19 protein-coding genes are annotated in these 21843 nt (G+C 43.7%); 11 read left to right on the forward strand and 8 right to left on the reverse strand.

Annotated elements, in window-relative coordinates; translation table 11 throughout:
- The first annotated feature begins 54 nt into the window (after positions 1-54).
- Complete coding sequence (locus tag ABIB50_RS04485) at positions 55-519, forward strand: DUF4920 domain-containing protein (protein ID WP_429377610.1); 465 nt, start codon at positions 55-57, stop codon at positions 517-519.
- 4 nt (positions 520-523) lie between these two features.
- Here ABIB50_RS04485 and ABIB50_RS04490 read toward each other — a convergent pair whose 3' ends face one another.
- From ABIB50_RS04490 to panC, 6 genes are all read right to left on the reverse strand, one after another.
- Positions 524-1594 (reverse strand): acyltransferase family protein, encoded by a 1071-nt coding sequence (locus tag ABIB50_RS04490; RefSeq protein WP_429377611.1) that lies wholly within the window; start codon positions 1592-1594, stop codon positions 524-526.
- Between the two features lie 3 nt (positions 1595-1597).
- Positions 1598-4417 carry a carbamoyl-phosphate synthase large subunit gene (gene carB, locus ABIB50_RS04495; RefSeq protein ID WP_429377613.1) on the reverse strand — a complete coding sequence of 940 codons (2820 nt, stop codon included), beginning with the start codon at positions 4415-4417 and terminating at the stop codon, positions 1598-1600.
- 240 nt (positions 4418-4657) lie between these two features.
- Positions 4658-5317 (reverse strand): DUF4397 domain-containing protein, encoded by a 660-nt coding sequence (locus tag ABIB50_RS04500; protein WP_429377615.1) that lies wholly within the window; start codon positions 5315-5317, stop codon positions 4658-4660.
- 168 nt (positions 5318-5485) lie between these two features.
- Positions 5486-6388 carry an energy transducer TonB gene (locus tag ABIB50_RS04505; RefSeq protein ID WP_429377617.1) on the reverse strand — a complete coding sequence of 301 codons (903 nt, stop codon included), beginning with the start codon at positions 6386-6388 and terminating at the stop codon, positions 5486-5488.
- 63 nt (positions 6389-6451) lie between these two features.
- Entirely contained in the window at positions 6452-6799 is a 348-nt protein-coding gene (panD, locus tag ABIB50_RS04510) for an aspartate 1-decarboxylase (protein WP_429377619.1), read from the reverse strand.
- Between the two features lie 111 nt (positions 6800-6910).
- Complete coding sequence (gene panC / locus ABIB50_RS04515) at positions 6911-7750, reverse strand: pantoate--beta-alanine ligase (RefSeq protein WP_429377621.1); 840 nt, start codon at positions 7748-7750, stop codon at positions 6911-6913.
- Positions 7751-7901: 151 nt separating this feature from the next.
- Between panC and ABIB50_RS04520 the strand changes: the two genes are divergently transcribed.
- From ABIB50_RS04520 to ABIB50_RS04535, 4 genes are all read left to right on the forward strand, one after another.
- On the forward strand, positions 7902-8726 hold the full coding sequence (locus tag ABIB50_RS04520; RefSeq protein ID WP_429377623.1) for a glycogen/starch synthase: 825 nt from the start codon (positions 7902-7904) through the stop codon (positions 8724-8726).
- A gap of 18 nt (positions 8727-8744) precedes the next feature.
- Positions 8745-10127 (forward strand): DUF4270 family protein, encoded by a 1383-nt coding sequence (locus ABIB50_RS04525; protein ID WP_429377625.1) that lies wholly within the window; start codon positions 8745-8747, stop codon positions 10125-10127.
- A 102-nt stretch (positions 10128-10229) separates the two neighbouring features.
- Positions 10230-12065: a glutamine--fructose-6-phosphate transaminase (isomerizing) gene (gene glmS, locus ABIB50_RS04530; RefSeq protein ID WP_429377627.1), complete on the forward strand. Its 1836-nt coding sequence runs from the start codon at positions 10230-10232 to the stop codon at positions 12063-12065.
- Between the two features lie 208 nt (positions 12066-12273).
- Complete coding sequence (locus tag ABIB50_RS04535) at positions 12274-13209, forward strand: LysR substrate-binding domain-containing protein (RefSeq protein ID WP_429377629.1); 936 nt, start codon at positions 12274-12276, stop codon at positions 13207-13209.
- A 147-nt stretch (positions 13210-13356) separates the two neighbouring features.
- Here the strand turns inward: ABIB50_RS04535 and ABIB50_RS04540 are convergent, their stop codons facing one another.
- Positions 13357-14313 carry a CvpA family protein gene (locus ABIB50_RS04540; protein WP_429377631.1) on the reverse strand — a complete coding sequence of 319 codons (957 nt, stop codon included), beginning with the start codon at positions 14311-14313 and terminating at the stop codon, positions 13357-13359.
- Between the two features lie 221 nt (positions 14314-14534).
- Here ABIB50_RS04540 and ABIB50_RS04545 point away from each other — a divergent pair, with 221 nt between their 5' ends.
- The 5 genes from ABIB50_RS04545 (at position 14535) to ABIB50_RS04565 (ending at position 18631) form a co-directional block, all read left to right on the forward strand.
- A complete protein-coding gene (locus ABIB50_RS04545) occupies positions 14535-14954 on the forward strand; it encodes a very short patch repair endonuclease (protein WP_429377633.1) in 420 nt (139 codons plus the stop codon).
- Between the two features lie 69 nt (positions 14955-15023).
- Complete coding sequence (locus ABIB50_RS04550; RefSeq protein WP_429377635.1) at positions 15024-15254, forward strand: helix-turn-helix domain-containing protein; 231 nt, start codon at positions 15024-15026, stop codon at positions 15252-15254.
- Positions 15254-16471 (forward strand): DNA (cytosine-5-)-methyltransferase, encoded by a 1218-nt coding sequence (gene dcm / locus ABIB50_RS04555; RefSeq protein ID WP_429377637.1) that lies wholly within the window; start codon positions 15254-15256, stop codon positions 16469-16471. Before ABIB50_RS04550 ends, dcm begins: the two co-directional genes overlap by 1 nt.
- 85 nt (positions 16472-16556) lie before the next feature.
- Positions 16557-17420, forward strand: a complete 864-nt coding sequence (locus ABIB50_RS04560; RefSeq protein WP_429377639.1) for a hypothetical protein — start codon at positions 16557-16559, stop codon at positions 17418-17420.
- Between the two features lie 2 nt (positions 17421-17422).
- Positions 17423-18631, forward strand: a complete 1209-nt coding sequence (locus tag ABIB50_RS04565; RefSeq protein WP_429377641.1) for a type II restriction endonuclease — start codon at positions 17423-17425, stop codon at positions 18629-18631.
- A gap of 549 nt (positions 18632-19180) precedes the next feature.
- Here ABIB50_RS04565 and ABIB50_RS04570 read toward each other — a convergent pair.
- The gene (locus ABIB50_RS04570; protein ID WP_429377642.1) at positions 19181-20047 is read right to left on the reverse strand and encodes a pentapeptide repeat-containing protein; all 867 of its coding nucleotides are present in this window, start codon (positions 20045-20047) and stop codon (positions 19181-19183) included.
- Between the two features lie 703 nt (positions 20048-20750).
- On the opposite strand from ABIB50_RS04570, the gene ABIB50_RS04575 reads away from it, so the two are divergent.
- Positions 20751-21839 carry an Mrp/NBP35 family ATP-binding protein gene (locus ABIB50_RS04575; protein ID WP_429378463.1) on the forward strand — a complete coding sequence of 363 codons (1089 nt, stop codon included), beginning with the start codon at positions 20751-20753 and terminating at the stop codon, positions 21837-21839.
- Positions 21840-21843: the final 4 nt, after the last annotated feature.

A 21843-nucleotide genomic window follows, 5' to 3' on the forward strand; every position in this document is an offset into this window, starting at 1 on the left:
CGGCCCGTTAGTGTGCTGTTTAAAACCAAGCCGGCAATTTCTTGTTTAATCAATATGAAATACCGGCTGCTGCTGTTTTGTGCTTGCTTTATCCTGACTGCCACCGCGCAGCAACACACCCCTATGCCGCATGGTATGGTTTACGGAGCCAGGCCCGATACCACCCAGGTAATACCCGCCTGGCGCGTAGAGGCTTTTATGGATAAGAAAGTACGCATCAGCACCACCATACGCGGGTGTATTATAAAAGTGACCAAACCTAAGGGCGGCTGGTTCGAGCTGGATGCCGGCAAAGGCAAGATCATTGCCGCGCATTTTAAAAATTATGGTATTAACATCCCCGCTGGCCTAACCGGCAAAATAGTATATGTTGAAGGCGTGGCCCAAAAACAATTTATAGCCGATGATTTGCAGCATTTTGCGGGTGATACGGTGCGGGGCAAGAAGCAGCATACAGTTAAGACGGATCCGAAACGCAGGTTAACTTTTGAGGTTAAAGGGTTAATGGTGGATAGGTAGAATGTTATTCCAATGGGATCGCAGCTGGTATTTGGGTATGATTTGAATGCAGCTTTTTCCGTAAATATTTTGTAGCAGGCACCTCAATTAACCTGTTAATAAAATAGGCTAATAAGATTACCAGCAACATTGCGATCGCGAAGGCCAAACTCCAATGAATATATTGTCGTAAAAAAACAATAATGGCCCATCCAATGGTTTGATGGATCAGATAAAGACTAAAAGACAGGTTTCCGAAAAAAAGAGTTACCCGGTTTACTATAAAATTTAATTTGTTGACGGCGAATAAATAAACCAGGCCGAAGTATATTGCCAGTATAGCTACATATTCATAAATAGTCACAAAATAGTGGCTTCTTCCCCCTGCGTTAAACACAGATAGTTGTGCAATAAAGCATATGGCCAAATAAAGATATCGCCTTTTTGTAGCCCCTGTAAATTTGATGTTGTAGAAAACTATTCCGGCGCAAAACAATGGATAATGATTAACAATAGGAATATAGTAAGACACGTCGTTTTGCAAATGTGCGTGTGGGTAAAGGGCAGAAAGCAAAGCATAAACAAACACCAGGAACAGTAACCCTACAGATATTGGTTCTATACGATCTAATTCTTTTATCAGGAAAATAAAAAGCATATACATGTAAAATAGCATTTCAATTATCATGGTCCAATAGGGTGGATCAAGGTTTGACTGTAAAAAGAACAGTTGAAACATCGTCATATTGGTAAGGTAAAGCGTGAGCAGCTTTAACTTGATACCATCGCCAAAAAATAAAAGAAAAGTAGCTGTAATGGTTACACAGGTCCAATAAGTAGGGTACAGGCGCGAAAACCGGTTAACTACGAAAATTTTCCAGGTTTTGGTGTGTTTTAACGTAAGCAGTATCACAAACCCGCTTATCATAAAAAACAAATCTACACCAGTTATGCCCCAGTGAAAATCAATCTTATCGCTTACTTTAAAGCTGAAATGAAATACCACTACCACCAATGCGGCAATGCCCCGTAACGCATCCAACTCTAATATTCTACCAGGGTTGGAAGCTTTATTATGAGATGGGGTTGTTACCATTTATTACTTGCTCAAATACATCGATTTCTCTTTGTACAAATGCCTGAAGTATGGGTCCTGCAAGTCAGGGATAAAGCGGATAGCTTCACCGGTTGACTTCATTTCGGGGCCCAGTTGTTTTTCAACTTCGGGGAACTTATCGTAAGAGAAAACAGGTTCTTTTATAGCGTAGCCTTTAAGCTTGCGCTCGATGGTAAAATCTTTTAGCTTATTAGCGCCCAGCATAATTTTGGCAGCTATGTTAATGTAAGGCACATCGTATGCTTTCGCGATGAAAGGGACAGTACGCGATGCACGCGGGTTAGCCTCAATCACATATACCTCGTCATCCTTAATGGCAAACTGTATGTTAAGCAAACCGATAACATTTAAAGCTTTGGCTATTTTTTTGGTGTACAGCTCCATTTTATTGATCACATTGGCCGACAGATCAAAAGGCGGTAATACGGCAAACGAGTCGCCCGAGTGGATACCGGCAGGCTCGATGTGTTCCATCAAACCAACTATATGCACATCATCGCCATCGCTGATAGAGTCAGACTCCGCCTCGGATGCACGATCAAGGAAGTGGTCAATCAATACGCGGTTGCCCGGCAGATTTTTTAACAAGCTAACTACAGCTTTTTCCAGGTCCTCATCATTAATTACAATGCTCATGCCCTGCCCGCCTAATACGTAGCTTGGGCGAACCAGTACGGGGTAGCCTACATGGTGCGCAACTTCAATTGCCTCTTCGGCACTTTCAGCAACACCATATTTAGGGTATGGGATCTCCAGTTCTTTCAACAGATCAGAGAAACGGCCGCGGTCTTCGGCAATGTCCATGTTATCAAACGATGTACCGATGATCTTGATACCATGCTCGTGCATTTTCTGCGCCATCTTTAAAGCGGTTTGCCCGCCAAGCTGAACGATAACGCCTACAGGTTTTTCAAGCTCGATGATCTCGCGCACATGCTCCCAGAATACCGGCTCGAAGTAAAGCTTATCGGCCATGTTAAAATCGGTCGATACTGTCTCGGGGTTACAGTTAACCATGATGGCTTCAAAACCGGCCTCTTTGGCGGCTAATAAACCGTGTACGCAGCTATAATCAAACTCAATACCCTGGCCAATACGGTTAGGGCCCGAGCCTAATACAATAATCTTTTTCTTATCAGACGAAATTGATTCGTTCTCGCCATCGTAAGTAGAGTAGTAGTAAGGTGTTTTTGCAGGGAACTCGGCAGCGCAGGTATCAACCATTTTATAAACACGCTTAATGCCTAACTCCTTGCGGCGCTGGTAAACATCCTCTTCGGTGGTATTATTATGGAGGATGTAGGCTATCTGCGCGTCAGAAAATCCTTTTTGTTTTAAAGTGTAAAAGAAATCTTCGGGGATATTACCAATCGAATAGCGGCGCAGTTCCGTCTCCATGTTAACGATATCCTGGATCTGGTTCAGGAACCAACGATCTATCTTGGTTGCTTTACGGATAGATTCCATTGGCACCCCTAAACTCATGGCGTCATAAATATGGAACAACCTGTCCCAGCTTGGGTGCTCCAGGCTGTGCATAATTTCGTCGAGGTGGCGGCTTTGCTTGCCATCCGCACCTAAACCTGCACGGCCTATCTCTAAACTCTGACAGGCTTTTTGCAATGCTTCAATAAAGCTGCGGCCAATACCCATAACCTCGCCTACCGATTTCATTTGCAAGCCTAACTCGCGGTTAGCGCCTTTAAATTTATCAAAGTTCCAGCGTGGGATTTTTACGATCACGTAGTCAAGCGTAGGCTCAAAATAAGCCGAGGTTGTTTTGGTGATCTGATTTTCTATTTCGTCAAGATTGTAACCAATAGCCAGCTTAGCCGCTATTTTAGCAATAGGGTAACCGGTTGCTTTTGATGCCAATGCTGATGAACGAGATACCCGCGGGTTAATCTCGATAGCTATAATGGCCTCATCGGCAGGGTTAACAGAGAACTGTACGTTACAACCGCCGGCAAAATTACCAATGGCGCGCATCATTTTGATGGCCTGGTTACGCATTTCCTGGTAGCAGCGGTCGCTAAGCGTCATGGCCGGGGCCACGGTTATCGAGTCGCCGGTATGGATCCCCATCGGGTCAAAATTCTCTATCGAGCAGATGATGATCACGTTATCATTACTATCGCGCAGCAGCTCCAGCTCGTATTCTTTCCAGCCCAAAACTGCCTGCTCTACCAATACCTCGTGGGTTGGCGATGCCTGCAGGCCGCGGCTCAGGGCGGCGTCAAAATCTTCTTTTTTGTGTACAAAGCCGGCGCCTTTACCACCAAGCGTATAGCTTGGGCGTATAACCAACGGGAAACCAATTTCCTGCGCAGCTTCTTTACCTTCAAGAAAAGAGTTGGCTATTTTTGAAGTAGCCACACCCACACCAATATCAACCATTAACTGGCGGAAGGCTTCGCGGTTTTCTGTTTTTTCTATCGCGGCAATATCAACCCCAATAATTTTAACCCCGTATTTTTTCCATAAGCCCTGCTCATCAGCCTCAATACAAAGGTTTAAAGCGGTTTGGCCGCCCATGGTTGGCAATACGGCATCAATTTTCTGTTCGATCAGTATTTTTTCAAGGCTTTCGGTCGTAAGCGGCAGCAGGTATACGTGGTCAGCAATAACCTTATCCGTCATGATGGTGGCGGGGTTACTGTTGATGATTGATACGGTAATACCTTCGTCTTTTAAGGATAATGCAGCTTGCGATCCGGCATAATCAAACTCGCAGGCCTGGCCAATAATAATAGGGCCTGAGCCGATGATCAGTACTGATTTAATGGAGGTGTCTTTGGGCATAGGGCTTTTTTTTAATTCAAAAGTTCTAAGTCAAAAGTCAAAAGCCGGGTAACGGCAATAACGATTTTTCCTATGCGCTGATAGCGGGAATCCCGACCTCAGCGTCGGGGTGCAAAGATAGAATTTATATAGCTACTTTTTGATCTTTTTTTAAAAAAATACGCAGGCTTTTGTCAAAGTTTACAGATAGCTGAAGCTATGGCTTCAACCTATCTGTAAAACGGCTATATATAAATACCCTTATTGGTTTTGAAGGATAGCGTTACCGTAAATTTCGGTTGCCGAAGCGCCGCTTAGCCATACTGTATAAATTTTGCCGGCCTGCAGGTTAAAATCCATAACCGGCGCGGTAGTTACACCTGCCGCAGACGCCTGAAATTTAGTCCCGGGGTCAACCTCATAATAAGTAGATGCTGTAGCAAATTGTAATGAAGTAAACAGATTGTTACCGCCCACAACGGCCACAATCATTGCGTTTGTTAAGTTATAATCAAGGTTAATAAACCTAACTCTTGCTTTGCCGGTAGCCGGCGGGGTCATGTTATCTTTTATGCCACCTGCTGATAAGGTGCCCTGCATATTGCCGTAAAAATAAAAGGTTGCATAATCGCCGATATCCGAGCCGTAATCTTCCGACGCCTGGCTTATGTGTGTAATACCATCAACAAATACTATTTGGTTGATACCCGCCGTATACGTCATGTACGATGTTACCCCACCGTAAGGCAGTTTACCGCTGCTTACCAATACGCTGTTAATGTATACATCCTGCGATGGCGAACCCACAACCGCGTTTATAAACCTGATATGGGCATCGCCGGTAGGTGTATCTTTAGGTTTTACACATGATGATGCTAACAATACAACCGCACTAAGGCCCGCTAATAAAAATCTTTTCATGATCTATTTTTTTATTATAATGATTACAATTGGAAATGGCTCTGCCGTGAACCAAAACGCTAAAATATCTATTAAAATATATAATAGTAAAATTTTAACATTTCGTTAACGTTTTTGGGTGGTCAGTTATTATCCGTGCAGTTCCATCGCGGCTGATAGTGGAAATATTCAGCCAAAAGCTACAGGCAAGGTATAGGAAATATTAACAGGATGCCCATACTGTATTCCCGGAGTTATTCCCTTCAGATATCTTAAGGCGTTTTTTACTGCCTGGACAGCTTTCCGATCAAGCTCATCGTTTAAAGATCGTTTTACTTTGAAATCTGTGGCCTCGCCGTCTTTATTTATTATAAATGTTATCAGAACCCTCCCGTGTTCGTACCCCTTTTCTACACGAATGCCGTTGGTAATCATGCCCATGAGGTTATCTATATCTCCCAAATTGGGTGGCGTTTCTAAAGATTTATACGTGAATTTTTTCTTATTAGCAGTTACGCATTCGCCAGAAACGAGCCTTCCACTTTTATATTCTTCAATAAATGTGGTTTTTTCCTTTGGATACTCTCCTGTCCATATACCGTCTTTAAACCCGTTAACTATATTTCCTGTATTATATCTATCAAATGCAGTTTCATCGTAGCCGGAGTACTGCCCATTTCCGTTTACGACTAATTCTTTACCAGTACTGTCATTGTACATTATTAGTTTATACTTTTGATAGTTATCCTGATTGGCTAATGACTCCGGATACTCTATTGCTGATTTTAGTTTACCATTATTATAATACTTGTTAGCCTGGATACAAAGGCCTTTATTATAAACAGCAAGCACATCACGTTTACCGTTTTCATAAAAGCTGATTAACTGCCCTTCATAAAACTGCGGCTCAATAGTAGTTGATTTAGCTATTAATTTAACTTTGCCACTTTTATAATATTCTTTAACATTATAAAGGTTAGAACCCGAGTCTGGCTCGCTTACCATCCGGAAATAATCGGCGCTGTCTTTAATATCAACTAACCGCCCGTTATTTTTCACATAGTAAACATTTTGCGCCTGGGCAAAGCACATTATGTTAAAAAACAGAAGGGTTATTGATAAAATTAGCCGCATTGTTTTGCACGCAACAAGATACTAAATTAATTTATTATCCGTATCGGGGAAAACTAATATAGGCTCATAAGCACGCGCTTCGTCCATCTCCATATAAGCGTATGATACAATGATCACAATATCGCCCACCTGCACCAGCCGTGCGGCGGCGCCGTTTAAGCATACGGTACCGCTGCCGCGCTCTCCCTTAATAACATAGGTTTCAAATCTCGACCCATTGTTATTATTTACAATCTGCACTTTCTCATTGGCAATAATATTTGCCGCATCCATCAAATCCTCATCAATAGTAATACTGCCAACATAGTTTAACTCGGCCTGTGTTACTTTAACGCGATGAAGCTTTGATTTTAATACTTCAATAATCATGGTGCAAAATTAAGTTAATTAGTGATTAGTTGATTAGAGATTAGTAAATGATTACAGGCGATTAACAATTTCATGGTGTTCTGCCAACAACTAATCCCTACTCTCCAATCACTAATCTCTAACAATCACATTATCAATCAGCCTTGTTTTACCAACGGTTGCGGCTACAAGTGCAACAACTTTTTTGGTGTTATTGCCGGCGGGGCGCAGGGTATTGCCATCGGCGATTTCAAAATAACCAAGGGTTACGCCAGGCTCGGCATTAATAGCGGCCCTTGCATTTTGTACCAGTTGCTCAATATGGTTACGGTCAAACTTAGTCTTTACATTGTTTAAGGTTTTTGAAAGGATGAGCGCGTGTTGCCTGTCATCGGCTGTTAAATGGATATTGCGCGAACTCATGGCCAGGCCGTCTGCCTCACGCTCAATAGGGCACATCACCAGCTTAACCGGCATATTTAAAAGCTTAACCATTTGGGTTATTACCAACACCTGCTGGTAATCTTTTTGGCCAAAGAAAGCAACATCAGGTTTTACGATATCAAACAATTTAAACACCACTTGCGTAACGCCCTGGTAATGGCCCGGGCGAAACTTTCCTTCCAGCAACGCCTCCAGCTCGCCAATATCTAAATGCCATTTTTCATTATCGGCATACATTTCGGCAACATCAGGGTTAAAAAGCAAATCGCAACCGGCCTGCGTTAATTTAGCTATATCATCCTGTATAGGGCGGGGGTAGATCTCCAGATCTTTTGGGTCGTTAAACTGTGTCGGGTTAACAAAAATGCTGCATACTACTATGTCACATTGTTGCTGTGCCTGTTCTATTAGCGACAGGTGCCCGGCATGTAAAGCGCCCATAGTAGGCACAAAGCCAATAACAGCACCGCCGGCCCTTAGGCTTTGCAGGTGTTGCTGCAATTGCGCTTTTTTAGTAAAGTTTTTCAATATTATAGCTTACAAAAAGTGGGCGAAGTTGCACAATTGATACAAAATTACCAAAACTACTTGCATAATTGATTGATACTTCATATATAATGCTTATATTTGCACACTCAAATTTTTTGAGGTGTTACAAAATTTAAATTCTGATTTGGAGATGGGTAAATCTAAGCTTTTGTTTATAACTCATGAAATGTCACCTTTCCTTGAACTCTCTAAAATTTCTGAAATAACGCGCCAGCTTCCGCAGGCTATGCAGGAAAAAGGTTACGAGATCCGTATCCTTATGCCGCGTTTTGGAAATATTAATGAGCGCAGGAACAGACTTCATGAAGTGATCAGGTTATCGGGTATGAACATTATTATTAATGATAACGATAATCCGTTGATCATAAAAGTTGCATCTATCCCGGCAGCGCGTATGCAGGTGTATTTTTTAGATAATGAAGAATATTTCCAACGCAAGCATGTGTTTGAGGATAAGGACGGCAAATTTTACGCTGATAACGATGAGCGTATGATCTTCTTTTGCAAAGGAGCATTAGAAACAGTTAAAAAATTAGGCTGGGCGCCTGATGTGATCCACTGCCACGGCTGGATGAGCGCTTTAGTTCCTGCTTATTTAAAAACAACTTATAAGGACGACCCTACTTTTAAAAACTCGAAAGTAGTTTACTCTGTTTATGAGAATGATTTTAAAGGCGATATGGGTGCCGAATTTGCGCAAAAAGCAGTTATGGGCGATATGACCGAAAAACATACCGAAGTATATAAAAACGGTACAAATACTGCCTTATATGAGGGCGCTATTCATTATAGCGACGCTATCGTATTAGGCAGCGAGAACATTGATGAGGATGTGTTAAATAATGTTAAAAACAGCCAAAAATCGGTGTTAGAATTTAATTCGACCGCAGATTTCGAAAATTATTACAATTTTTACGACGAAATTGCCAATGAGGAATTGGTGAACGTTGTATAAGCTTTGAGAGATCGATATATGAAATTTTATAGATTAGACTTATTAACGCTGTTGATAAGTCTTTTTATTTTGAACAGTTGTAAGAACCAGGATATTATTGGTTTGGGTGTAATAAATTCAAACCAGGTAAATGGCAGCCTTATAGACACGGCTACCATTGTTGTCAATACTGTGCCCGAAGATAGTGTACAAACCAATGCCCTTGGCCATAGCGCGTTGTCTTACTTTAAAGACCCTGTTTTTGGCACAACCGAATCAAACCTGGCTATGGACCTTAATTTGCCGGGCCTTGGTTCTTATGCGCTCCCTGTGGGCACAATAACTGTCGATTCGGCTTTACTTGTTATAAAATACGCCCGTAATAGTTTTTACGGCGACTCGCTTACATCAAGGTATAAAGCAAACGTATACCAGCTTAAGGAGCGCGTACTTTCGCAGTTGTATTATAATACAAAAACCTGGAGTGTGGATAAGTCGACCTTACTGGGCAGCAAATCTTTTGTTGCAAGAACAAGCGATAGTGTAAAAATAATAAACCCTGTTGCCAACGGGCCCGATACGCTTGTAAAACTGTCGCCGCAATTAAGGATCCCTATTAGCACAGCTTTTATTAATAAAATAATTTATAACGCGCCTGCAGATCAGCTTAAATCAAACCTTGTTTTTAAAAATAATGTAAAAGGCTTGTATGTAACGCTTGATCAAAATCAAACCGGCCCGGGTGGTACGGTTATGTTCGCGCTTGACTCTGCCGCTTCTATACAAATTTATTATAAACATAGTGATGGAACCGTTATTGATACCGGCGTATTAGCTTTGCCAAGCGTAACACATGCTATCGAGATAAAACACACCCGTTCTGCGGCTGTACAAACCGAGCTTGCCAACACAACTACGGGCCGCAAAACCTTTTATATCCAGGGCCTTGGCGGGTTAAGAACTAAAATAAGTTTCCCTTATATTAAAAATATCATTAAAACTATTGGCGGGGATGTTGTTATAAACCGTGCCGAGCTTGTTGTTACGCCGATGCCTGGTTCAACTGTACCGTTTGCCCCATTACCAAAGTTATCCTTATACCGGTTAGACCTTGCTAAGCAGCGACAATATGTTCAGGATGCTTCGCCTGCCGACGCACGCTCATTTGGTCAAACCATCCTGGGCGGCTTTTATGACAAGCAACAACAGCAATACCATTTTGTAATTACCGCTTATATACAGGACCTTATGACCGGCAAAAGCCAGGATTATGGCACTTATTTAGGCGCTTCAGTACTTACGCAACAACCAACTATCGCACCAACTGCCGAATTAGACGGGCGTACGCTGGCCGTAGGCTTTGATACCGCCTCTCCGTATCGTATAAAACTAAATCTTTTCTATACAAAAGTGGTTAAATAATACTCCGGACAACCCATAATTAATTTTGAATATTAATTATGGGTTGCTCTTGTTATTACCATATACCTCATTATTTTTGTTAATTACTTATTTACTTGTTTTATGTGTGGAATTGTAGGTTACATCGGCTATAGAGAAGCTTATCCGATAATCATTAAAGGATTACACCGATTGGAGTACCGCGGATATGACAGCGCAGGTATAGCCCTTTATGATAAAGAGCTTAAGGTCTATAAAAAAGCCGGAAAAGTTAGTGACCTTGAAAACTTTGTTAAAGAGGTAAACCTTTCAGGCTCGGTTGGCATGGGCCATACCCGCTGGGCCACCCACGGCGCGCCAAGCGACAGGAACTCACACCCACACTCATCAGGCGACAGGAAATTAACAGTTATACATAACGGGATCATTGAAAACTACGGCATCATTAAAGAAACCCTGTTAGCCAAGGGCCATGTATTTAAAAGCGATACCGATACCGAGGTGTTAATACACCTGGTTGAGGATATCCAAAAAGAAACCGGCCTTGATTTGTTAGAGGCTGTCAGGATCACCCTAACAAAAGTAATAGGTGCTTACGCCATCGTTATTATGAGTGCCGACGAGCCCGATACACTGATAGCTGCACGCAAAGGCAGCCCGATGGTAATAGGCGTTGGCAAAGGCGAATACTTTGTGGCATCAGATGCCACACCAATTGTTGAATACACCAAAAACGTTATCTACTTAAATGATAACGAAATTGCTTACATACACCGCGATGAGTTGCTGATTAAAAACATCGACAACACCATCCAAACCCCATACATCCAGGAGCTGGATATGAAGCTGGAAGCCCTTGAAAAAGGCGGCTACGATCACTTTATGTTAAAAGAGATCTATGAGCAGGCCCGCTCTATCCGCGATTGTTTACGCGGGCGCATTTACCCGGCACAGGGCAATGTACAGCTGGGCGGGATAAAAGAGTATAAAGAAAAGCTAAAGATGGTGGACCGCATCATCATTGTTGCCTGCGGCACCTCATGGCACGCCGGCCTGGTTGGCGAATACCTGATTGAAGAATACGGACGCGTACCGGTTGAGGTTGAATATGCCTCGGAGTTTAGGTACCGCAACCCTATTGTCACGCATAAAGATATTGTTATTGCCATCTCACAATCGGGCGAAACTGCCGATACCATGGCTGCTTTAGAAATAGCCAAAGAGCGCGGCGCCACTATTTTTGGCATTTGCAACGTGGTTGGCGCGTCCATCCCGCGGATTACGGATGCCGGGGTTTATACCCACGCCGGCCCCGAAATTGGTGTGGCATCAACCAAGGCGTTTACTGCCCAGGTTACTGTTTTAACGCTGATAGCATTTTATATAGCCCAGCTTCGTGGCACACTTACCCAAAGCAAACTGGTGGAGTATCTGACCGGGCTTGACGAAATACCGGCATTGGTAGAACGCACCCTGCTTTGCAACGACCACGTAAAAGAAATTGCCGCCCGTTTTAAGGATGCCAACAATGCCTTATTCCTGGGAAGGGGAAGCTCTTTCCCGGTGGCGTTAGAGGGCGCTTTAAAACTTAAGGAGATCTCATACGTACACGCCGAAGGTTATCCTGCTGCCGAAATGAAACACGGCCCTATCGCCTTAATTGACGAGGATTTGCCGGTTATATTCATCGCTACTAAAAACTCGTCGTACGAGAAAGTGGTGAGCAACATACAGGAAGTTAAAGCCCGGGGCGGTAAAATTATAGCCATAGTAACCGAAGGCGATACCGAGGTACGCGACATGGCCGATTATGTAATAGAAATACCACAAACTGACGATGCATTCGTTCCGTTGCTGGCAACCATACCACTACAATTCTTATCATACCATATAGCCGTAATGCGCGGCTGTAATGTCGATCAGCCACGTAACCTGGCTAAGTCGGTAACGGTAGAGTAGAGACTAGTATAAACATATAGTAAAAGCCGCTTTGATATTCAAGGCGGCTTTTTTGTTGTCCGTCCACCCGGGAACCACACCTATTGCGGATGGTCGGACACAATTGCTTAATCAATTATTACAATATCGACTAAATCAATAAAACTATTACCTTTACATAGATTTGCTCTATAACTCAATACACACCACTCAAAACTCATCACCCAACATGACTATTACACAGCTTGAATACATTGTAGCGGTTGATACCTACCGCAGTTTTGTGGCCGCGGCCGATAAGTGTTTTGTTACCCAGCCCACGCTTAGTATGCAGATCCAGAAGCTGGAAGACACGTTGGGGGTAAAACTATTCGACCGCTCCAGGCAACCCGTTACACCCACCGAGATCGGTATCGACATCATTAACCAGGCCCGCGTGCTGCTGGCCGAGAGCGAGAAAATAAAAGAGATCATATCCGACCGCCAGAAAGAACTCTCGGGCGAGCTAAAGGTGGGTATTATCCCCACCGTATCGCCTTATATATTGCCCAAGATCCTGCATGGCTTCATTCAAAAATACCCGCAGGTAAAACTCATCGTGTGGGAGCAAACTACCGAGCAGATCATCCAGCAGCTAAAACTGGGCACTTTAGACTGCGGCATCCTAAGCACCCCGCTGCACGAAAGCAGCCTGATAGAGATGCCCGTGTTTTACGAAAACTTTGTGGCCTATGCCAGCAAGCACAGCAAGCTGTATAAAAAGAAAACCATCAACCCCGATGATATCGACATGGAAGAGATCTGGGTGCTTAACGAGGGCCATTGCATGCGCGAGCAGGTGCTAAACATTTGCCAGCGACGCAAATCGACGCAGGGTTTCCAGCATTTCGAGTATAATACCGGCAGCGTGGAAACCTTAAAACGCATGGTCGACCAAAACAATGGCGCCACCATACTGCCCGAGCTTGCCCTGGCCGATTTGACCGACAAGCAGCTCGACCGTGTCCGCTACTTCAAGTCGCCCGAGCCGGCGCGCGAAGTAAGCATCGTCATCCAGCGCAACTACCTTAAACGTCGCATGATAGAAGCCCTTAAAAACGAGATCCTGGAGTTTGTACCCAAACGCATGAAGAATAAGAAGAAGAAGGATGTGATGGAATTTTGATTACGTTGTACGTGGGACGTAATACGTTTTACGTTGGATGCATATTTAATGAGCAACGGCCTGCGCGATTCCCTCCCAACGGGAGGGTGTAGGGAAGGGTCTCTCAAAGCGACAAGCAACTAATCTCTAATCACTAACCTCTAATCTCTAGTTCCTAAACGCCTGCGTAATCATCAACCCATACCAGCCGGCATCCAGTATGCCGATACCCAACCGCCCGAAGGCCGGGTTAAGGATATTGGCCCTATGCCCCGGCGAATTCATTAACCCCGTATGCGCCATAGGCAGGGTTTGGGTGATCGCGATATTTTCGCCGGCGGTTAAAAAGCGCAAGCCCTGGTTCTTCATCCGGTCGAACGGGTCCAACCCCTCGGGCGTGTAGTGCGAAAAGTAGCCCCGCTGCAGCATGTCGACTGAATGGTCGCGCGCTACCCGGGTTAATTCCGGGTCGGGTTTTAGGGTTTGCAGGCCGCGTTTATGCCGCTCTTCGTTCACAAGCTCCAGCATCCGGGCTTCCAGGTCGGGTCGGGGTTTGGCGGTTACCGATCTAAAGGGCAGCGTTATCATCCGCTCGTGGCTCACCATAGCCGTGCCGGTGCCCTTTAGTTGCATCAGCGCATCCGTAAATATGGGCGACAGGCGCTCGTTAATAAGCCCCACGTTGCCGGCCAGTTTTTTGGCTATGGGGCTTTTGCGGGCCTCGCGCATAAACAAATTATCCAACGGGTACACCACCAGGAAGGTGGCTATCAGTATCGCCCAGATATAACCGTTTACCAGCCCCGGCAAAGTGCCCAGCGCCAGGTTAAGCCGGCTTTCGGTTATCCGCTCGGGCACGCGGTTTAACAGCCAATGCACCAACCTATCCACCCCCGCCTGCGCCAGTATAATAGTGATAATAAACCCCAACGCTGGCGACCATACCCCCGTTTTAGGCAGCACCTTTAACAGCACGCCGCTAACCGGCTTGTACAACAGCAGCGCCAGCGCAAGCGTTGTAACCCACGACAACAGGATCAACCCCGACAGGATAAACCCCCGCCGGTACCCCGTATAAATGCTAACCAGCACCACAATAATTATCAGTAGGTCTACTATGTTCATATAGGTTATAACCTCCAAAGGAGTCCTTCGGATAAATATAACAGATTTTTTGTTTTGCAAGGCGGGGGGGAATTAAGCGATAGTAACTAATTGCTAATTATGGCGTTGCCTGCGGCCCACGCTTTCCGCTCATACTGCGCAGGCCTTAGCCACAAGGCAGGTATCCGCTGCAATCGTTAACGCAAGACAAATCAATTCCATAATTTTGCCGTTATTACATTATGGCAGACGTGCACAGCAAAGAAACCCGCAGCTATAACATGTCGCGGATTAAGAGTAAGAATACTAAGCCCGAAATGCTGGTACGCCGGTTTCTGCACAAAAAAGGTTTCCGCTATCGCCTGCACGTAAAAGACCTGCCCGGCAAACCCGACATTGTACTACCCAAATACAAAATCGTAATATTTATACACGGCTGCTTTTGGCATGGGCACGAGGGGTGTAAATACTATGTTGTGCCGAAAACAAGGACCGAGTGGTGGTTAAATAAAATTCAAGGCAATACCAATAACGATGTAAAATCCGAAGCTCTTTTGACAGAGGCTGGTTGGAAAATTATTAAGATTTGGGAATGTGAATTAAAGAAGCCTTTATCTGAAAAAACATTAGAGCAATTACTCCTTTTTTTGACACAAGAATAATTTTCCACAATCGCAAAAGTTCACTTATATCCGATTGACTTATAGTCGAATAGGCGATAGCTTGCAGCTATGGATATTCGCAAGAAAATCGGCCTTCGCATAAAGGAATACCGGACAAATTTAAAACTCACTCAGGAAGCTTTAGCCTTTAAAGCAGAGATAGATAAGACGTATGTAAACGAAGTTGAAAACGGAAAAAGAAACATTTCTGTAATCAATCTTGAAAAATTGATTTGTGCACTTGATGTAACTGTTAGAGAGTTTTTTGACAGCAAATCTTTCGAAGGAGGCATCGAATAATGGCTCTTAAATCTTCAAAGGCTAATTCTCCTCTTGTACCTAATGAATTAGATTCGGCAGTACTTACACATTATGTTGTAACAAAAAATAAAGTATATAAAGACAAGGCATACGAAATTGCTGAAAATAATCCGAGCGAGTTCCATGAGCCGGAAGCATTATACCAAGCCGTACAAAAAAGCTTATTTGATGTTACTGATATTCCTTTTCCCGGACCACCAAAAGGAAAAGAAAAATTCACGTTTATTGATTTGTTTGCTGGCATCGGGGGGTTTCGATTGGCTTTGCAAAATCTTGGCGGCCTTTGTGTATATAGTTCTGAGTACGATAAGTATGCCCAAAAAACATATTTCGCAAACTTTGGAGAAACACCTTTTGGGGATATTACCAAAGAAGAGACCAAATCTTTTATACCTGCTAAATTTGATATTCTTTGTGGTGGCTTTCCTTGCCAGCCATTCTCAATTGCAGGAGTGTCAAAGAAAAATAGCTTGGGAAGAAAACACGGTTTTGAGGATGAAAAACAGGGCAACTTGTTTTTTCATGTTGCAGAAATAATAGAGAAACACAGGCCAAAGGCTTTCTTTTTAGAGAACGTAAAGAATCTTGTATCTCATGACAAGGGCAATACATTCAAAGTAATTAAAGCCACACTTGAAGATTTAGGATATTCATTTAACCATCGGGTATTAAACGGAAAACATTTTGTTCCACAACACAGAGATAGAACGATTATGGTTGGGTTTGACAAAAAAGAGTTTGGTGAGAATGTCGCATTCGACTTCAATTTAGTCGAGCTACCGGAGGCTGATAAGCAAATAAAGTCTATACTAAAATCAGATGTCGACCCCAAATATACATTGTCGGAACACTTGTGGAATTACCTGCAAGGATATGCCAAAAAACATAAAGAAAAAGGAAATGGCTTTGGCTTTGGGTTGGTAAATTTAGATGGCATTAGCAGAACCATGAGTGCTCGTTATTATAAGGATGGTGCTGAAATTCTAATCCCACAAAATGGTTCAGTTCCCCGAAGATTGACGCCCGATGAATGCGCAGCATTACAAGGATATCCTGTGAACTTGGGAGATAAAAGTTTTAGAATACCCGTGTCGGATAATCAAGCATATAAACAGTTTGGGAACTCTGTTGTAACACCACTTATTGAGGCGGTTGGAAAAGAGATTGCAACTGTTTTAAGAACCCATAAAAATTAGCGAGATGGCCAGTTTAGACATTAATTCAATGCAATCCTACTTGTCGAATAGCGTAAGTAGCTTAAATGCTAATAAGATAAACGGCATGCTCGCAGAAATTGAATTAAGAAATTATCTTGAAAGATTAGGATATGGAGATCGTATTTCTCAAGGAGGCTGGATAGTTAGGAGTGTTGGGAGTAATTTTGGAGAGTTTACGTCAGTTTTATTTCCGCATACTATACAGCCGGGCATTAATTATGACCCCTCTAGGACCCTTGAAGGCCCAAGCAACGCTTTACACACGATATGCTCGACGATGCATCAAATCGGAGTGCATAGTTACTATTGCGTTCCATCTATAGCAGTAATTAACGATGCAAGCACTATTAGTTGGAATATTATGCAATTAGGCATTCCGGGTGCTCGTCCTTATACACCATTAAATAATACAATAAACAATTTCTTGTTGAGGAGTCGTAGGTATAATTTCTTACGTTATCATACCAATTCTTCACAAATCCCTATTGCGTCAATACCTGAAGAATTTACCAAAGAACATTTGCGAATTTCTTTTCAAAATAGTTTCATGTCTGAAATGTCTGATATCGACGGCGTTTTATGGGGTGAACAGCATACATATCCAATTGAAATAAAAGAAAAAACTGTCGCTAATGATAGTAAAGTTGGAGCCTATTTTGGATTAGATGTGGGTCCCTTTGTTAAATTGGCCTTTTATGCAGCAAAAAAAGGCAATTTGCATTCATTATTTTTCGTTCGAGAGATTAATAACGTTAATGACAGAGAATTAGTAAATTGGTGGTTTATAACCTTCGACACTATGGCTCAATATGCATCTTGGATTCCTATGGCCGGAGGAAAAAATATGTTAGGGGGCGCAAGCACGGTAATAAAAATTCCAAAAGCTAAGTTCACTGCATTAAATTCAACCAGTCTTTCACAACTTTAATCATGTCAAATTCTTTATCCAGTTATTTCAAAAGCATCGGGGCGAAAAGATTAAGCCGGGTCGAAATTGACCCTAAGACATCTCATCAACACGAGCTTAACGGCATAACTGGGTTCAAGGAAATATTTGGTTTAGATCCAATTGAATTTAAGACGAAGTTTATCTACTTAGCTGACGATGAAGATGGGATTTTTGAAAACGAAGGTTTTTTAAAATGGTACGATGCCAGAGAAAAGCACATTACCAGAACAGAGCATAGGCTATATTATTCCGATAATCAAGTTATTCCAATTTCTGCCGAAGGCGATTTAATTGTCGTGGGCGTGACACAAAAGAATGATGCAGTTGTCCTTGTTGCTCCTAATGGCTCTACTTCAGAAAAGCAATTACTTTGGTTGTTTAATCTTTCGGAAGTTAAAAATAAATTTATCGTCAAGGACTTATCCGCAGATAAGGCAGATATTGGGTTTGCGGGTAAATATATTATAGCATCGCTTGGCATTGAAATCGAAGAACCAGAAACGGACGATCTTGAAAAACTTATTGCCTTATTCGGCAAGAAGTTTCCGCCCACCTATATTTTCTCGGAATATGCCCGTTCAACAGTTAAAGATATTTCAATAATAGAGGCGCCGGATGAAACGCTTCTAAAATGGCTTGAAAGAGAAGAACTATTATTTCGAACATTAGAAAATATTATAGTCAAGGAGAAATTAACTACGGGTTTTGGTAAAGACAATAGCGACGTTGACGAATTTATCAGTTTTTCGTTAAGCGTTCAAAACAGACGGAAATCGCGAGCCGGCCATTCATTTGAAAATCATTTAGCTGTGATATTTGAAGGCAACAAGTTATCGTTCGATAAAGGAAAAACAACCGAAAGGAATAACAAACCGGATTTTCTATTTCCTAAAAATGGATATGCTGACCCGTTTTTCAATATTGAACTTTTAACTATGTTGGGCGTAAAAACTACTGCAAAGGATAGATGGCGACAGGTTTTATCGGAAGCTGATAAAATTCCGTATAAACACTTAATAACTCTTGAACCTGCGATTAGTAGAAATCAGACGGATGAAATGTTAGCCAAAAACTTACAGTTGGTGATACCCAAATCAATCATACCGACATATCAAAAGGACCAACAAGAACAATTGATTTGCCTTTCAGATTTTATTAAACTTGTGGCAAATAAACAAACCTTTATTTAAGCACATAAGAGCGCCCGCGAATTGCAGGAAATATTAGGCTATCAACGAGGGGGAAATTTTCTTATGCAAAGCAAAAAAAGCGTGTGAAAATTCCGGCTCTGCTATTGAGGATCATTTTCGTGATGTCACGAAAATGATCGCTATAGCCAAAGGCCTTGACGTTGAGGGTGTTGCAAAACTGTTTCACCGTGTTTTGTTAGATCATTGTATTTCTGCAGTTAACCTGAAACTGTTTCATAATGTTTCATTTAAAAGTGAAACACTTCAACTAATCCTGTAATCCTTAAATCCTGTTAATCATGGTTCAGACAATGCGTTAGGGGTAGCAGCGGATACCGGCTGCGCGAAAGCCCAAAGCATCGGCCGCGCTTAATGCCTCTGGGCGTATGAGCGCATAACCCGGGCCGAAGGCAACGCCATTATTACTATCGCTTTATTAAACCCCTCCCTACACCCTCCCGATGGGAGCGAACCACACAAGCCGCCGCCCACCCCAACGTAAAACGTATTACGTACAACGTCAAACGTAATACGTAACACGTTCGCACATTAACATAACGCAATCCCGCTCAAATCTGCCTTCCCGCTTTTCAGGAACTCGTAGGTCATGCGGTCGGCGTGGCAGTTGATGAACTTAATGCCTTTTAGCTTGCTGTTTTTAAAGAAGGTGTTAACCAGCGTCGCGTTTTGGAAGGTCACCCTTAAAAAGCCGCAGTTCTCGAAAGCGCAGTCCTGCAGTGCGCCTTCAAAAACCATATCGTCGATATGCGAGCCGTTAAAGGCCGTATGTTTTAACACCGCGTTGGTGAGCGTACTTTTTTGCAGGGCCGAGCCTTTAAACACTGCCCCGGTTAGGTCGGCACCGGTAAAATCGCAGCTTTTGATATGGCTTTTTGAAAATTCGGCGTCTTTGAGTAAACAGTCATTAAACTGGTTACCTGCCAGGTGCGAGCCTTGGATCTGGGCGTTGCTCAAGTCAGACCCGGAGAAGTCGCAGCTATCTACATGATTGCTTTTTAGCAACAGCCCCTGCATTGCCGAGCCTACGAATTTGCAGCGCTGCATGTTTGACGAGCTGAACTTTTCGTGCAGGTTTTTCAGCCCCGAGAAATCGGCATCCACCCAGTTCCCGTCGGACATGTTCCAGCTCAGTTTTTTCTCCTGCTTTACGGCTGCTGACCCGGCCGCTGCCATATCGCCACTTGCCGGCCAGGTGTTATCCGAAAAATAATTAAGGTCGACGCCCGTAATTTCGGCAAGGCGGTTTAAGGTGATGATATCGGGCATTGATTCGCCGCGTTCCCATTTACCCACTGCCTGCGGGCTGATGAACAGTCGGATGGCCAGTTCGGCTTGTGATATGTTGATCTGTTTTCGTGCTTTGGCAATTTTGCTGCCGATGGTTTTTGTTTCCATAGTTACTGTCTTTTTTTGTTTTAATTTCGACACAGCAAATATATTTAGCCGGTATCCTGCCTCCGGCAAAAACGCCGCCACTATTAGTTGTAATATAGCTACATCTGGTTGTTATTTGGCAACTAATGGTAGTGTTGGCTGGAATTACGCCGGCATGCCTTCATCACGGCACAAAGTTATGAGTCCCGATAGCTATCGGGATGAGTGGTGGGTTTTGAATTTCCTGTCGCGCCCAATTTTGTTTCAGATGTTTAAACATTATTTATTTTTACAATAATCTTATTATCAAATAGTTAGGCTGAAATCTTGTTTCATTTTGTTTCACTCGTTTTTTGCATGTCGCTATATTTCAGCCGGTTAAGCCGAAATCTTGTTTCACGTGTTTCATTTGTTTCACCCGCACGTGAAACAAAACAGGCGGTCCTGTAATCGTAACTTGCTGTAAATCACGGTTCAGACAGCCCTTGCGTTAGGTAGCAGCGGATACCGGCTGCGCGAAAGCCCCGGTGCAGGCCGCGCCTAATGCCTCGCGGCGTATGAGCGGATAACCCGGGCCGCAGGCAACGCCCAATTATACCTCCCCACCCCCACGTAAAACGTATTACGTACAACGTACAACCTCGCAAATCAAAAAGTCATTACCATGACACTACTTCGGGCGGTTTTAGTAATTTTGCTACTAATTACGCGCCATCCAAAACACATGACCATTACCAAAGAACAAGTACTGCAAGCTTTAAGCAACGTAGAGGAGCCCGATCTGAAAAAGGACCTGGTTACGCTTAACATGATCCAGGACATCGAGATAGACGGCAATAGCCTTAGCTTCTCGGTTATCCTGACTACGCCTGCCTGCCCGCTAAAGGCGCTGATTGAGAATGCCTGCCGCAATGCTATTGGCCACTTTATAAGCAAGGAGATACAGGTTACGGTTAACATGACGTCGCGCGTTACCACGCAGAAGAACACGGGCGTGCCGGGGGTGAAGAACATCGTAGCGGTTGCCAGTGGCAAGGGCGGTGTGGGTAAAAGCACCGTCGCGGTTAACCTGGCGCTGGGCCTTGCTAAAAGCGGTGCCAAGGTAGGCCTGATTGATGCTGATATTTACGGACCAAGCATCCCGATTATGTTCGGGCTGGAAGGAGCCAAGCCAAGGGCCAGTAACGAGAATGGCAAAACGCGCATTGAGCCTATTGAGAAGTATGGCATCAAGCTGCTGTCGATAGGGTTCTTTACTGATCCTAACCAGCCGGTGCCATGGCGCGGGCCAATGGTGTCGACCGCCGTTAAACAGCTATTTAATGATGCCGATTGGGGCGAGCTTGACTACCTGGTGGTAGACCTGCCACCCGGTACCGGCGATATCCATATCACCATTACGCAGACGTTCCCGGTTACGGGGGCGGTGATAGTAACCACTCCGCAGGCTGTTGCGCTGGCTGATGCCAGGAAGGGCATAGGCATGTTTTTGATGGAGAGCATAAACGTGCCGCTACTGGGCATAGTTGAAAACATGGCCTACTTTACCCCTGCCGAGCTGCCCGATAACAAGTATTACATCTTCGGGCAGGGTGGCGGCAAGAAGCTGGCCGAGCAGCTGGAAGTACCTTTTTTGGGCGAGATACCGCTGATTAAAGGCATAAGCGATAGCGGCGACGCGGGTAAACCCATTGTTTTAAACGAGGAGCACCCGCTGATGGTTACCGCCTTTACCGAGATGGCGAACCGCGTAGCGCAGCAGGTGTCGATCAATAATGCGATGGCTGCCAGTAGGAATATGATAAATAATTAATAAC

Origin of the sequence: Mucilaginibacter sp. UYCu711, assembly GCF_050433825.1 — a bacterium.
Taxonomy (GTDB): domain Bacteria; phylum Bacteroidota; class Bacteroidia; order Sphingobacteriales; family Sphingobacteriaceae; genus Mucilaginibacter.

Bases quoted from the DNA above. Each gene is read 5' to 3' on its own strand.
- ABIB50_RS04565 (WP_429377641.1), top strand. From the start codon at position 17,423: ATGTCAAATTCTTTATCCAGTTATTTCAAAAGCATCGGGGCGAAAAGA.
- ABIB50_RS04505 (WP_429377617.1), bottom strand. From the start codon at position 6,388: ATGTGCTTTGCCCAGGCGCAAAATGTTTACTATGTGAAAAATAACGGG.
- panD (WP_429377619.1), bottom strand. From the start codon at position 6,799: ATGATTATTGAAGTATTAAAATCAAAGCTTCATCGCGTTAAAGTAACA.
- carB (WP_429377613.1), bottom strand. From the start codon at position 4,417: ATGCCCAAAGACACCTCCATTAAATCAGTACTGATCATCGGCTCAGGC.
- ABIB50_RS04560 (WP_429377639.1), top strand. From the start codon at position 16,557: ATGCTCGCAGAAATTGAATTAAGAAATTATCTTGAAAGATTAGGATAT.
- glmS (WP_429377627.1), top strand. From the start codon at position 10,230: ATGTGTGGAATTGTAGGTTACATCGGCTATAGAGAAGCTTATCCGATA.
- ABIB50_RS04535 (WP_429377629.1), top strand. From the start codon at position 12,274: ATGACTATTACACAGCTTGAATACATTGTAGCGGTTGATACCTACCGC.
- dcm (WP_429377637.1), top strand. From the start codon at position 15,254: ATGGCTCTTAAATCTTCAAAGGCTAATTCTCCTCTTGTACCTAATGAA.
- ABIB50_RS04540 (WP_429377631.1), bottom strand. From the start codon at position 14,313: ATGAACATAGTAGACCTACTGATAATTATTGTGGTGCTGGTTAGCATT.
- ABIB50_RS04485 (WP_429377610.1), top strand. From the start codon at position 55: ATGAAATACCGGCTGCTGCTGTTTTGTGCTTGCTTTATCCTGACTGCC.
- ABIB50_RS04500 (WP_429377615.1), bottom strand. From the start codon at position 5,317: ATGAAAAGATTTTTATTAGCGGGCCTTAGTGCGGTTGTATTGTTAGCA.
- ABIB50_RS04545 (WP_429377633.1), top strand. From the start codon at position 14,535: ATGGCAGACGTGCACAGCAAAGAAACCCGCAGCTATAACATGTCGCGG.
- ABIB50_RS04570 (WP_429377642.1), bottom strand. From the start codon at position 20,047: ATGGAAACAAAAACCATCGGCAGCAAAATTGCCAAAGCACGAAAACAG.
- ABIB50_RS04490 (WP_429377611.1), bottom strand. From the start codon at position 1,594: ATGGTAACAACCCCATCTCATAATAAAGCTTCCAACCCTGGTAGAATA.
- ABIB50_RS04575 (WP_429378463.1), top strand. From the start codon at position 20,751: ATGACCATTACCAAAGAACAAGTACTGCAAGCTTTAAGCAACGTAGAG.
- ABIB50_RS04520 (WP_429377623.1), top strand. From the start codon at position 7,902: ATGGGTAAATCTAAGCTTTTGTTTATAACTCATGAAATGTCACCTTTC.
- ABIB50_RS04525 (WP_429377625.1), top strand. From the start codon at position 8,745: ATGAAATTTTATAGATTAGACTTATTAACGCTGTTGATAAGTCTTTTT.
- ABIB50_RS04550 (WP_429377635.1), top strand. From the start codon at position 15,024: ATGGATATTCGCAAGAAAATCGGCCTTCGCATAAAGGAATACCGGACA.